Genomic DNA, 12,782 nt, shown 5'->3' on the forward strand with positions numbered 1-12,782 from the left:
TCCTTCCAAATCTTATTCTCCCCATCTTTTTGATATATTATGTTCTATGCCAAGCTGGTCTAACACTCTACCAATAATTGAACCCACAATATCTCCTATGCTTTCAGGATGATTATAAAAGCCTGGCGTTGGAGGTAATATTGTTGCACCTGCTTGTGCTAGCTTCAACATGTTCTCTAAATGTATGGTGCTAAGTGGGGTTTCTCTAGGAACTATAACTAGCTTCCTTTTCTCTTTTATTATAACATCCGCAGCTCTTGTCAACAAATTATCTGACATACCATGTGCAATGGATGCTACAGTTTTCATTGAGGAAGGAATAATCACCATTGCATCTGTTTTAAATGAACCACTTGCTATGGGTGCTGCAAAGTTTCTATTATCATGATAATAAGTTGCTAACCCCTTTAACTCTTCAAGGGTTACACCACATTCATGTTCAACTACATATTCTCCCATGGTTGTCACTACAAGGTGAGTCTCTATGTTTAGCTCCTGAAGCACCTTTAAAAGAGCTAATCCATATATGCCACCACTTCCACCAGAGATCCCAACGATTACTCTCATATGACATTTCCTCACTTTCTGCTATTGGCCACAAATAAGTATAAGTCATAAATACTTTTATTATTTAGGCACAAAAAGTCGTCTCTATATTTTTTAGCTGGCGACTTTTTGTGTAAATAATATCTTTCATTTGCTAATATGTTAGGACTGTCCTCCTCAGAGGACAGTCATTACCATTTAATTCAAAAGTTATTTAACTTTGTTTTCTGGATCTCCTGCTCCTGCCCATGGATCTAAGCCTTTTTCAAATGCATCGATGTATTCATCTATAGTCATAACCTTTGTGAATATACTTAGGTCAACTAATCCATGTTGATGTTGTTCTTCTGTTTTTGAGTGAACTCCATCACTTAAAGTAATTACTTTATAAGCATTAGCTAGAGCATCAGCAGCTGTAGATCTAACACATACGTTTGTCCAAACTCCAGTTACTACCACTGTATCTATGCTTTCCTCTCTTAGGAATAGGTCTAAGTCTGTATGCCAGAATGCACTGTGTCTTCTCTTTTGAATTATATATTCACCTTTTTCAGGATATAGTTCTTTTATGAAGTCAGAACCCCAAGTTCCCTTAACAGCGTGAACCGGTCTTACTCTGAAGTCTGCATCATTTTCTCTATGAGCTTCTTGAACATGAACTAGTTGAACATCGTCTTTTCCTTGAGCATTTCTTTCTCTTACCCATTTAAATAGCTTTTGAAGATTTGGAACTATTTCTTCTCCACCTGGGCATCTTAAAGGTGCCTTTTCTCCTATGAAGTCATTTAACATGTCTATAACTACAATTGCGTGTTTTGCCATTTATATCTCTCCCTTTATCTTAATCTTATTTTAATTTATTATATTTTATCAGTTATGGCCTATGGCTCAGCATAAGCCATAACTGGTTAAAGCTTAAATAATTATTAGTATGTTATTGTTCTAGGTAATACTTGTATACTTTGTCTCTTAACAAATTTACCAAATCCAGGTTTAACCTTGATTCCTCTAATACTTCTAATATGTTGATCTATAACCTCTGGATGATTCTTTCTATAGCTATTTTCGTATTCTGCACTGTATAGCTGAGGATATAGATCAAAGTGCTCTTTATATTTTTCTGCTACACCTTCTGGATAGTCATGAACTAACTTCTTAAGGTCTTCATCAGTCATTTCTGATAGTACGCTAGCATCCTCATCTACATATACTAGATGACCACGAACTATAGTCTTAACTACTTTTCCCTTTAGCTCCATACCTTCTAGTGGTGTATATCCACACATTGAAGCTTGTTTCTTAGGATCTATAGTCCAAGTCTTATCAAGATCTATAATTGTAAAGTCTGCATCTGAACCTATGTTTAAAGCACCTTTCTTTGGATATAGTCCATAGTGCTTAGCAGCATTAGTAGATAGTATATCAACAAGTTTGCTTAATGAAATTCTTCCTTTATTGTATCCTTCACTTACTATAACAGGAACCATTGTCTCAACACCTGGGATTCCTGGGAATGCTGTCCAGATAGTTGTTCCTTCTTTTATCTTTTCACTTTCTAGTTCGTATGGAGCATGGTCTGTAGCTATGAAATCTATGCTACCATTTCTAATTCCTTCCCATTGCTCTTCGTTATCTCTCTTAGTTCTTAGAGGTGGAGCAATCTTAGCGTTTGCACCATGAATTGTCATAGATTCTTGATAATTTAATGTTAGATAGTGAGGACATGATTCTGAAGTTACATTTAAGCCTCTCTTCTTAGCTTCCCCTACTAATTTAGCACCTATTCCAGTACTCATGTGTACTATGTGTAGTCTAGCTCCTGAAGCTTCTGCAAAGCTGATTCCTAATTCTATAGCAACCTTTTCAGCTAATTCCATTCTTGCTTCTGCCCATGCTGGACCATCCATTCTTCCTTCTTCTCTGAATTTTTTAACATAAAAGTCACACATAGCGAAGTTTTCAGCATGAATTCCTATTGGAAGGCCTGTCTTAGCAACTGCCTTAAAGCACTCATACATTTCTGGATCAGTAACTCTTGGATAAGTTGGAACTGAAGGAGTCATGTATACTTTGAAAGCTACTACTCCTGCATCAGCTTGTTCTTGAACATTGTGTAGTCTGTTTTCTCTTACATCTTCTCCAGTTACTCCACCCCAAAGTGCAAAGTCAACTAATGCTTGAGGTGCACATAAATCTTTCTTTAAATTTAATTGATCAACGCTTCTTACAGATGGAACTGAACAGCATGGCATATCTATAACTGTTGTTATTCCACCTGCTGCAGCTGCGGCTGTACCAGTTAAAAAGTTCTCTCTATGTGGGAAACCTTGATACATAAAGTGAGTGTGTGAATCAATACATCCTGGTAAAGTTAAATGTCCGTGAGCATCTATTGTATTCTTTGCTTCTATTCCATCAATACAATCTGTGAAACCTGCTATTTTTTCATCTTTAACCAAGATGTTAGTTAATACTGTATAGTCCCCTTGAGGGATTCTAGCATTTTTAAGAATTAAATCATACATTTTTTTACTTCCTCCTCTTCTTCTATATTTTACCAAGTGTTAGCGTTTTCATGCCTTTTCTTAATAAGTTGGAGAGGGAGTCCCTCCAACTTATTAATTTATATCAATTTAGAACAGTCCAACTATAGTGCCATCTGGAAGTATATCCATCTTGTTTGCTGCCGGCACCTTTGGTAACCCTGGCATTGTCATTACTTCTCCCGTTAGCGCTACTATAAATCCAGCACCTGCTGATAATCTTAACTCTCTTACTGTTATTGTGAATCCTTTTGGTCTTCCTAAAAGTGATGCGTCATCTGATAGAGAGTATTGTGTTTTAGCCATACAAATTGGCATTTTATCTAGTCCTAAATCAGCTAATGTTTTAGCCATTTTTTCTGCACCTTTTGTGAATACTACTCCATCTGCTCCGTAAACTTCTTTTGCAATCTTTGTAATCTTATCTTTTATTGAAAGCTCTACATCATATAGCGGTTTGAAGTTAGATTCTTTACCTTCTACTACTTCTATTACCTTCTTAGCTAATTCAATTCCACCTTCTCCACCATTAGCCCATACATCTGATATAGCTACTTCTGCTCCTGATGCCTTTACTTTTTCAAATACTAGATTTAACTCTGCTTCTGTATCTGTCGGGAATTTGTTAATTGCTACTATTGATGGTACTCCAAATTTAGCTACATTTTCTATATGTTTCTCTAGGTTTTCTAATCCCTTTTCTAGAGCTTCTAGGTTTTCTGCTCCTAAGTCTGCTTTTGCTACTCCACCATGCATCTTAAGCGCTCTTACAGTAGCTACTATAACTGCTGCCGCTGGCTTTAATCCTGCAAATCTACACTTTATATCAAAGAACTTTTCTGCTCCTAGGTCTGCTCCGAATCCTGCTTCTGTTACTGCGTAGTCTCCTAGTTTTAGCGCCATTTTTGTTGCTAGTACACTGTTACAGCCATGCGCTATGTTCGCAAACGGTCCTCCGTGAATTAAAGCTGGAGTATTTTCTAGTGTTTGTACTAGGTTAGGCTTTATAGCATCTTTTAGTATTAGAGCTAGTGCTCCTGTAGCTTCTAAGTCTTTAGCTCTTACTGGATTTCCTTCCATGTTATATGCTACTACCATGTTTCCTAGTCTTTCTTTTAGATCTTCTAGGCTTGTTGCTAAACATAATATAGCCATTATTTCTGATGCTACTGTTATATCAAATCCATCTTGTCTAGGTACTCCGTCAGCTTTTGCTCCTAGTCCTATTACAATATTTCTAAGAGCACGATCATTCATATCTACTACTCTTTTCCAAACTATTCTTCTTGTGTCTATATTTAATGCATTTCCTTGATGTATATGGTTATCTAGTAACGCTGCTAGTAGACTATGTGCTGAAGTAATTGCGTGGAAGTCTCCTGTAAAGTGTAGATTTATGTCTTCCATTGGTACTACTTGTGCGTATCCTCCACCTGCTGCTCCACCTTTTACCCCAAATGATGGTCCTAATGATGGTTCTCTTAATGCTGTTATAGTCTTTTTGCCTAATTTGTTTAGCCCCATGCTTAGACCAATGTTTGTTGTTGTCTTTCCTTCTCCTGCTGGTGTTGGATTTATTGCTGTAACTAATATTAGTTTTCCATCTGGCTTATCCTTTAGTCTGTCAAATACGTCTAATGACACTTTCGCCTTGTATTTTCCGTATAATTCTAATTCATCATCTAGTATTCCTATTTGCTCAGCTATTTCTGATATAGGTTTCATTTTAGCTTCTTGTGCTATTTGAACGTCTGTTTTCACTAACTTTTCTCCTCCTCAGGCTTTAAATTTATATCTCTTTGTTCCTATTTTTCCCTACGACACCTATATACAATAACTTATTCCATTAAGTGTGTTTCTAATATTTGGCTTCTTCTAAAACCTTCTAATCCTAAGTAGTACTCTAGAGAGTTAACTATATATTCTAATTTAACTGGTCCTACTATTTCTGAACCTGTTACTGGAATACCATATCTTTTAGCTTCTTGTTTTACTAATTCAAATACTCTATATATTGGAGTGTTTGCACAGTCAAACATGTTTACTGATACTACTACTCCTTCTCTCTCTGGGAATTTGATTCCTACTGCTCTTGTTGTTGAGAATCCACCGCTTGGTCCTCTTACTGCTTTTGCTATTTTTTTAGCAATTTCTACATCTTCTGTTGCTAAGAATACGTTATATGCTGTCAATCCTTCTGCTTCTGCGCTTACTATAGTTGCTCCTGCAGTGCTTGAAAGTAGGCCGTCTTTGCTTAGATCAGGTTTTCTTGATTCATATTCTGCTTTTCTTGATTCGTCATCTTTGATTTCTTCTAGTAAAGCTTTCAATCCTTCATATTGCCCTTTTCTTATGAAAGCTAGCGCTCTTCTTTCTTCTGTTCTTGCATTTTCTGCTGCAAAGAATATTGGCACACCAGTTCTTTCATGTAATTCTTTACCTATTTCTTCTGCTAATTTAACACATTCTTCTACTGTAATATTTTTGAATGGGAATAGAGGGATAGTATCTTGAGCACCAATTCTTGGATGTGTGCCCTTTTGCTCTTCCATGTTGATTAATTCTATGGATTTTGCTGCCATATTAAGTAATGCTGTCTTAAGAGGTGCTGGCTCTCCTATAACTGTAACTACTGTTCTGTTAAAGTCATGCTCTGGCTCATAACTTACAAGCTTAACTCCTTCTACCTTTCTAACTTCATCTACTACTGCTTCAATAACTTCTTTTCTTCTACCATCACTAAAATTAGGTACTGCTAAAATGTACTGTTTGTCTAAAGACATTTTATAACCTCCTTTTCTATTTTAAAGATTTTTATAAGCATTTTATGTTGCTTTCTCTCTAAAACATTGCATCTGATTTGCTTCATGTTTATAATACCATAAATAACGGTCTTTTACCTTTGTCATTTTTATATAAATCATCAGCGTTTTAAAGTAATTTTTTGTGCAGTTTTTTGTATAAATTCTATATGTTTTCTTCAAGATTGTTGTTATTCATAGCTTTTCCTATAGATTAAACTTTTCCTCATTCATGTTGTTCTCCGTATCACATCCTTTTTTGATTTAGATATGGGTTTTATAATTTGTATAAATTTTATGAATGATTTTTTTTAAATAAATAGTATAATGATATTCAATAACATAATTAAATAGAAAGTCCAACATTGTGTTATAATATTGGCAAGGATTTAAGACTTCCAAAATATTATGCGCTATTTTTAAGTTTTAAATGCAAGTATTTCATTTGTTTTTCTACCCATTATTTAGATAAATAACTCAATGTATATTTTTATTTTTTTATGGGTAGCTAATAATTAAGTACGAATGTATTAAATTTAAATATGAAAGGAGCTTTTAAATGGGGTTAAAATTAATTGATTTGACTCAAGATATTTACGAAGGAATGCCTTTATACGGAATTCATCAGAAAACATTTATTATGACAAATCAAACTCACGAGCAAAGTCAAAAAGCTACTGGAAGCCCAACTCTAGGTTTTTATGCAAGAAATCTTCTAATAAGTGAGCACTGCGGAACTCATAGCGATGCTGTCCTAGAATTTAAGCCAGGGGGAGCGGATATTATTGAAATGCCTTTAGATTATTTCTGGGGTAGTGCTATCTGCGTAGACCTAAGTCATATAAGATATCCTAACTACATAGAAGTAAAGGATTTAGAAATGGCTGTAGCGAAATCTGGGCAAACAATTCAAAAAGGTGATATCTTTCTTATGTATACTGGTCTATACAATAGAAGTTATGGTACTCCAGAATATGAAAATTATTATACAGGTTTAAGCTATGATGCTGCTAAATGGCTTGCAGAAAAAGGAGTAGTTAATATAGGTGTAGATGCCCCTGCTATAGATCAGACTCCAGACGACTTAACTTTTGCTGGACATTTAGTATGCGGAGAATATAACATAACTAACACTGAAAACCTATGCAATTTAGATAAAGTAGTTAATAAACGTTTCTTATATTTTGGTCTACCACTAAGAATCCGTGGAGGTACAGGTTCCCCTATAAGAGCAGTTGCATTAATAGAAGAATAGTGAAAAGCGGCTAAGTTAGCCGCTTTGTTTTTTGATATCACAATGAGTGATTCTACTTGTTTAATAACTGTTTAATTTTAAGTGCTATTTCTAAGTTAAGTCGGTCGTTGGGATTTTCAAGGTCCATATTAGTTATATCTTTTATTCTTTGGATTCTGTATAGAACCGTATTATAATGAGTAAATAGGGAATCGGACATTTTCTTTAAGTTTCCATTGTTGTCAAAATAAGCGCTAAGAGTCTTAACAAGTTCAGTTGATTTTTTTTCATCATATTCAACTAAAGGTTTTAAAGTAGAGTCATAGAATTTGATTAATTCATTCTCTATGTTATCTTGACATAATATCTTAAATATACCTAGATTTTCAAAGCTGGTGATTATGTTGTCATTCAATATTCTTCCTGTTTTTATAGCTTTAATTGAATCTAAATAACTGTAATTAAAGTTCTCTAGTCCTTCATAGGCTCTTCCAATTCCTATTCGAAAATCTAAATCCTTAAATTTATTAATAATGTCTAAGAAATTTTTATTGATTTCTTCTAATAACGCCTCTAATTGTGTATCTTTTTTTAGACATAGAAGTATTTGAATTCTTTCAGTTTTACTTACAACTATTGCATTGAGCCCCATTTGTTTAATGATGTTTCTTTCAATCAGGTCATGGATTTTTGTAATATGCTGCTGTGTTTGTCCAGATGCCATATCTACCCTTTTAGAGGCTTCATCATTGTTTTTTATTTTCAAAGTTATGCTTACAAATTTATCCTTCTTACCAAAGTTAAAAAATGATGCTCTCTCTAGTGCCTTCTCTACTCTTCTTTCTTCCAGTGAAATCAGGTCATCGAAAAACTCTGATTTATATCTATTTTCAACCTCTTTAACTGAAAGCGCCTTTAATATTTCGAGGGCCATAGTTGTAGATGCAATTTCAAGTACAGATAAGTCATATCCTCCTAGGGGAGTATTTGTAGACCAAGCAACTATATGTCCATATATACTGTCCTTAGCAACTATAGGAAATACCATTCTTTTTATATATTTTCCTCCTATTAGCTCGTTGCTTTCTTCTAGTTTCTTTTCCTTATATCTCTCTGAAATTGGCGAAAAGCACTTGTCAGCATTCTCAAGTAGAAGCTCCTTCACTGAATCATCCACAGAGTCAAACTCAATAATTATTTCTTCTGGATATTCAAATCGAACATAGATAGGATTCTTTATACTATCGCTTATTAGTTTAACTATTTGGCTTGTATTGGCTCCCCTCAACATGGCATCCATAAATTGTTCATATATTTTTTCTATCTTCTTTAGTAGATAAGCTTGCCTATTGAATATATCATTAAATAAGGGAGTCATTATATCAGAAAGTGGCGTAGCATAATATAGGTCTATTATAGGAAAGTTTAAATCATCTGCTAAACTTATTACTTCCTCTGAAAGAGACTCTAAATATGGATATATTTTAATGCCTATACCTGCTAATTTCTTCTTAGCACACTCTTTAATAAGCTTTTTCTGTTCTTCTATATTATCTTTTTTAAAAGAATAGGCTGTGGTTAATAAAAGCTCGCCTTCATCTACCCAGCTTAAAATATCAGGGTCTGCCATAACATTTACTTTAGATATTGTATTTCTAATTCCTTTAAACCCTGCTATAAGCTTGCAGTTTTTCATATATTCCATATTTAAAGCATCTTCTATAGTAATACCATTTTGTCTACCCATTTGCATTCCCCCCCTTAAATTTTTTATATAGCAATCCCTCTACACAAATTTATTTGCCGACTGCTTTCCATAAATTTGGTGTTCACCCAGTTTAACCTACCAGCAACTCATTCAAGAAATTGCTGTTAGGTCATAAAAAGTAAGGAGGTTTGTATTACCTCCTTACAATCGTAGCCCACTATTATAGTTTTGAATAAACTACTTTTAATGTTTCTTCTTTAAGGTCTTTACCTTCTTTTAGTAATGCATCACATTGCTTTCTGATTTCCGCTACATAATTCTGGTCGCTTATTCCACCTAAGTTAATTAAAACGTTAAATAGTGCTCCCTCTAAGCCTGCACACGCTAATAATGCTCCAACTCCCACATCAGTGATTGCATTTGGATTCCCATAGTCTGCAAATACTTTTTGTAGTTTTAATACTTCTAATGACTCTCTAGCTGCATCAAGAGGAACTTCCATAGCCTTTTTTAAAGCTTCTTCCATTGCAGCTTTTCTTGCAGCTTTTTCTTCGTCTGTTTCTTTTGGTAACTTCAATGCTGCCATATAGTCATTAAATGCTGTTGTATCTTCATCAATCAATTCGTTTAGTCTCTCAACATGTTTAACAACTTTTTCAAAGTTTGTATCTAATTGAGCTCTTTGGTTTTCTTCTAATGCATTATAAGCTTTCTTTCCAAAAGTCAAGTTTCCTACCATTGAAGTTAAAGCTGCACCTAAACTACTTGCTAGCGCTGATACACTTCCACCACCTGGAGCAGGCTCATTGCTTGCTACAGCTGCAACAAAATCCTTAACTGTTTTTTCTACTAACATATTATTCCTCCTTATGTAGTAATACTCTTACATTATTATTTATTAATTTACTACAATATATTCATTATAATAACATAAATATTGGATAATGTCTATGTGTATTTTTTACAATTAACTTCAATGAAAAATTACTTTAACTACAATCTATAACTCTTGTAAGCCTCTAATTATCTTATGTTTATTATATAATAGATTTGATTTTTTCTTTAATTGATTAATGTTCATGTTGTTTATCCATAGCCTTTTATAGATATTTGATTTTATTGTGTATTTCTTACAAATTTTTTAAATGCTACTTTTATGACGTTTTCAAACTTCCTGTAAATTTACACATTTCCAAGGGTAGTCCACATTTATATAATTTTGAATTTTGTAATTTCCCAATTTTTAGGTCTTGCTTAAATCTAATTTATACTTTAAAATCACAACTATAATAAAAATTGTTGTTAACTTTGCTAGCATAAAGCAATCGTTTTCATCCTAAACTTTAATGAGAGGAGCAATTATAATGAGTACAACAATGACAAACAAAAAAATAATTAGCGGTACTAAAGAAAAAATTGATTCCGCTGCTGGTAGCTCTAACTTACTTTACAAAATTGAGGATAGACCACCTCTTTCTGTAGCTATTCTTCTTGCATTTCAAAATATTATAGCTGCCTTTGGTGGTATCGTAGCCGTTCCTTTAGTTGTTGCAGGAGCACTAGGGCTTTCTGTTCAGGACACCGCTTTCATGGTAAGTGCAGCAATATTTGTAGCAGGTATTGCAACATTTATTCAAACAAAAGGTATTTGGAAAATTGGTGCTAGGGTTCCTTGTATAATGGGAACAGACTTTACTTTCGTTGCGCCTTCTATCGCAGTTGGTTCTACTGCAGGACTAGCTGGAATGTTTGGTGCTACAATACTAGGTTCCTTTGTAGAAATGATTTTAAGCCGTTTCTTAAAGCCACTTATGAGATTTTTCCCGCCTGTAGTTACAGGAACAGTTGTTACACTAATAGGTTTAACATTACTTCCTGTTTCAATGGATTGGGCAGCAGGTGGAGTTGGATCAGCTGACTACGGTAGTCTTACAAACATAGTTATATCAATGGTAGTTATGATTATAATAATTTTATTGAATAGATATGCAAAAGGTATATTAAGCAGTGCTTCTATATTAGTAGGAATAGTGATAGGTTATATAATCTGTTATCCTTTAGGTATGCTGGATTTCACTGCTGTAAAAGAAGCAAGTTGGATAGCTTTCCCAAGTATATTTAAGTATGGAATAGATTTTAATCCTGTTCATGTAATTCCATTTATAGCTGCATATTTAGTTACATCTATAGAAACAGTAGGTTGTCTAATGGCTATAGGAGAAGCTTGTGAAACAGAATTATCAGGAGAACAATTAAGTGCAGGTTTATTAGCTGATGGTATAGGAAGTTTTATAGCAGGTTTCTTTGGAGCTGGTGCTAATACTTCATTCAGCCAAAATGTAGGACTTATTCCTCTTACAAGAGTTGCAAGTAGATATGTGGTAATAGTAGCAGGGGTTATTCTAGGGTTACTAGGTTTATTCCCTAAATTTAGTACACTAATTGCAATCATGCCTAATCCAGTTTTAGGAGGAGCAGGTATTGTAATGTTTGGTGTTGTTGCAGCATCTGGTATTAAGACTCTAAGTAAAGTTAAAGGAAATAACCGTAATCTGTTAATAATAGCAGTTTCTATTGGACTAGGATTAGGTACAACAATGAGACCTGATTTCTTAGCAAATCTACCAGGTGTTCTACAAAGTATTTTCTCATCAGGAATTAGTACTGGTACAGTAGTTGCACTTTTATTAAACATAATATTAAAAGAAGAAAAAGATACTGAAGAAGTTAGTGCATAGTTTTAAGTAAGATATGCAATTATAAAATAATTATAAGATTTGATTAACTCAGTTCAAATAAAATTTAAAATTTGTTTGAACTGGGTTTTTTGTTTCTCCAAATCACATTGTTAAGAATTTGTTAAAATTGATAACAAAAATGAAAATATTTTACCAGCATGCAAAAAAGTAATATTACTACTTTTATGGTTCTTCAACTCAGTTAAATCCTATACTACCAGTTAAATCTTATACTACTTTTTGTTTTTCTATTAACTCTCTTTTATATTTTATAATGTGCATACTTGTAAGCAGTTGAGTAGTGTGCTATATTGTTAACGTAAAAAAAGTTATAGTTTATGCACTAATAAAGGAGGTATTTTCATGTCAAAATCATTTTTAGCACCAAACGAAATTGCTGAATCTACCATCAACGTAGGAATTAAAAAAGCAAATAATTCTACAATTAACATGCTTATTCTAGGAATACTTGCTGGGCTCTATGTTGCCTTTGGAGGTCATGCTGATATAACTATCATGCAGACATTTTCTAAAATCGACCTAGGTCTTGCTAAATTTCTTGGTGCTGCAGTCTTTCCTGTAGGGTTATTGCTAGTACTTGTTGCTGGAGCTGAGCTTTTTACAGGTAACTGTCTCATGACAATGGCTTTATCTGATAAGAAAATTACATTAAAACAAATGTTAAAAAATTGGAGTCTTGTTTATTTCGGAAACTTCATTGGCTCTATTATATTTGCAGCAGCTTTAGTTTATGTAGGCGCGTATAAAGCTGGTACTCCAATGACAGAAACTGCCTTTTCCATTGCCACTGGTAAAATGACTGCTTCAGTTGGTCAAATAATTGTAAAGGGTATATTCTGTAATATTTTAGTTTGTCTTGCAGTGTGGATGTCATTTGGAGCACAAGATATTTCTTCAAAAGCAGTAGCTATATGGTTCCCAGTAATGACATTTGTAATGGTTGGGTTCGAGCATAGTGTTGCAAATATGTTTTTCTTACCACTTGCTAAATTTGCTGGTTATGATATAACTTGGGGACAAATGCTGTTTCATAGTATAATACCTGCTACAATAGGCAATATTATAGGTGGTGCAGTGATTGTTGCTTTATTATATTATGTAGTATATATAGTACCTCAACGCAAGGCTGATGCAAAAGTTAAATCGAGAGCTTAGAGTTTTTAATAAGGCTCTATAATAAATGTTGGGATG

At 33.9% G+C, this 12,782-nt stretch carries 10 protein-coding genes; 3 read left to right on the plus strand and 7 right to left on the minus strand.

Features of this window, described 5'->3' with window-relative positions; translation table 11 throughout:
- Window positions 1-12 precede the first annotated feature (12 nt).
- The 5 genes from DW1_RS14790 to ftcD all read right to left on the minus strand — a co-directional run bounded on the left by DW1_RS14790 (window position 13) and on the right by ftcD (window position 5,872).
- Window positions 13-567 (minus strand): UbiX family flavin prenyltransferase, encoded by a 555-nt coding sequence (locus DW1_RS14790; protein ID WP_074351720.1) that lies wholly within the window; start codon window positions 565-567, stop codon window positions 13-15.
- A gap of 189 nt (window positions 568-756) precedes the next feature.
- Complete coding sequence (locus DW1_RS14795) at window positions 757-1,368, minus strand: cysteine hydrolase family protein (RefSeq protein WP_074351722.1); 612 nt, start codon at window positions 1,366-1,368, stop codon at window positions 757-759.
- A gap of 104 nt (window positions 1,369-1,472) precedes the next feature.
- A complete protein-coding gene (gene pyrC, locus DW1_RS14800; RefSeq protein WP_083605705.1) occupies window positions 1,473-3,071 on the minus strand; it encodes a dihydroorotase in 1,599 nt (532 codons plus the stop codon).
- 108 nt (window positions 3,072-3,179) lie between these two features.
- Entirely contained in the window at window positions 3,180-4,850 is a 1,671-nt protein-coding gene (locus tag DW1_RS14805) for a formate--tetrahydrofolate ligase (protein WP_074351723.1), read from the minus strand.
- 77 nt (window positions 4,851-4,927) lie between these two features.
- Complete coding sequence (gene ftcD, locus DW1_RS14810) at window positions 4,928-5,872, minus strand: glutamate formimidoyltransferase (protein WP_074351725.1); 945 nt, start codon at window positions 5,870-5,872, stop codon at window positions 4,928-4,930.
- Window positions 5,873-6,449: 577 nt separating this feature from the next.
- Here ftcD and DW1_RS14815 point away from each other — a divergent pair.
- The gene (locus tag DW1_RS14815; protein WP_074351727.1) at window positions 6,450-7,145 is read left to right on the plus strand and encodes a cyclase family protein; all 696 of its coding nucleotides are present in this window, start codon (window positions 6,450-6,452) and stop codon (window positions 7,143-7,145) included.
- A gap of 52 nt (window positions 7,146-7,197) precedes the next feature.
- On the opposite strand, the gene DW1_RS14820 is transcribed toward DW1_RS14815, so the two are convergent.
- Both DW1_RS14820 and DW1_RS14825 read right to left on the minus strand, forming a co-directional pair.
- Entirely contained in the window at window positions 7,198-8,871 is a 1,674-nt protein-coding gene (locus DW1_RS14820; protein WP_074351728.1) for a PucR family transcriptional regulator, read from the minus strand.
- A gap of 181 nt (window positions 8,872-9,052) precedes the next feature.
- Window positions 9,053-9,688, minus strand: coding sequence for a cyclodeaminase/cyclohydrolase family protein (locus tag DW1_RS14825; protein ID WP_074351729.1), 636 nt, complete (start codon window positions 9,686-9,688; stop codon window positions 9,053-9,055).
- 508 nt (window positions 9,689-10,196) lie between these two features.
- Between DW1_RS14825 and DW1_RS14830 the strand changes: the two genes are divergently transcribed.
- Window positions 10,197-11,570, plus strand: a complete 1,374-nt coding sequence (locus tag DW1_RS14830) for a nucleobase:cation symporter-2 family protein (RefSeq protein WP_083605706.1) — start codon at window positions 10,197-10,199, stop codon at window positions 11,568-11,570.
- A 363-nt stretch (window positions 11,571-11,933) separates the two neighbouring features.
- Window positions 11,934-12,746 (plus strand): formate/nitrite transporter family protein, encoded by an 813-nt coding sequence (locus DW1_RS14835; protein ID WP_074351730.1) that lies wholly within the window; start codon window positions 11,934-11,936, stop codon window positions 12,744-12,746.
- Window positions 12,747-12,782 lie beyond the last annotated feature (36 nt).

The sequence above is a fragment of the Proteiniborus sp. DW1 genome, from assembly GCF_900095305.1.
In the GTDB taxonomy this organism is placed as follows: Bacteria; Bacillota; Clostridia; order Tissierellales; family Proteiniboraceae; genus Proteiniborus.

Coding starts and splice junctions, on each gene's coding strand:
- DW1_RS14830 (WP_083605706.1), top strand. CDS start 10,197: ATGAGTACAACAATGACAAACAAAAAAATAATTAGCGGTACTAAAGAA.
- pyrC (WP_083605705.1), bottom strand. CDS start 3,071: ATGTATGATTTAATTCTTAAAAATGCTAGAATCCCTCAAGGGGACTAT.
- DW1_RS14820 (WP_074351728.1), bottom strand. CDS start 8,871: ATGGGTAGACAAAATGGTATTACTATAGAAGATGCTTTAAATATGGAA.
- DW1_RS14790 (WP_074351720.1), bottom strand. CDS start 567: ATGAGAGTAATCGTTGGGATCTCTGGTGGAAGTGGTGGCATATATGGA.
- DW1_RS14835 (WP_074351730.1), top strand. CDS start 11,934: ATGTCAAAATCATTTTTAGCACCAAACGAAATTGCTGAATCTACCATC.
- ftcD (WP_074351725.1), bottom strand. CDS start 5,872: ATGTCTTTAGACAAACAGTACATTTTAGCAGTACCTAATTTTAGTGAT.
- DW1_RS14825 (WP_074351729.1), bottom strand. CDS start 9,688: ATGTTAGTAGAAAAAACAGTTAAGGATTTTGTTGCAGCTGTAGCAAGC.
- DW1_RS14795 (WP_074351722.1), bottom strand. CDS start 1,368: ATGGCAAAACACGCAATTGTAGTTATAGACATGTTAAATGACTTCATA.
- DW1_RS14815 (WP_074351727.1), top strand. CDS start 6,450: ATGGGGTTAAAATTAATTGATTTGACTCAAGATATTTACGAAGGAATG.